The sequence below is a fragment of the Ochrobactrum sp. SFR4 genome, from assembly GCF_019730395.1.
Classification (GTDB): domain Bacteria; phylum Pseudomonadota; class Alphaproteobacteria; order Rhizobiales; family Rhizobiaceae; genus Pseudochrobactrum.
In genome coordinates, this window is sequence record NZ_JAAPBB010001466.1 from 1 (window position 1) to 231 (window position 231).

Here is a 231-nt window from a genome sequence, read left to right on the forward strand (position 1 = left end):
CGGAGAAAGCAGCATGACACAAGTCACAACTATTCCTGCAGCCAAACAATCACTGATTACCTCTATGGCCTCTCAGTACGGGATGGAGCCTAAGGCTTTCGCAGATACTGTAAAAGCTACTTGTATGCCCAATACCGCAAGCAACGAAGAGTTTGCAGCGTTTCTGATGGTGGCCAAAGAATACGGGCTCAATCCGATCACCCGCGAAATTTATGCCTTCCCGAAAAAGGG

At 48.5% G+C, this 231-nt stretch carries 1 protein-coding gene; it reads left to right on the top strand.

Features of this window, described 5'->3' with window-relative positions; translation table 11 throughout:
• Positions 1 to 13 precede the first annotated feature (13 nt).
• Positions 14 to 231 (top strand): recombinase RecT (locus HBA93_RS23895; RefSeq protein ID WP_286202184.1); only part of this gene is annotated, 218 nt, incomplete at its 3' end.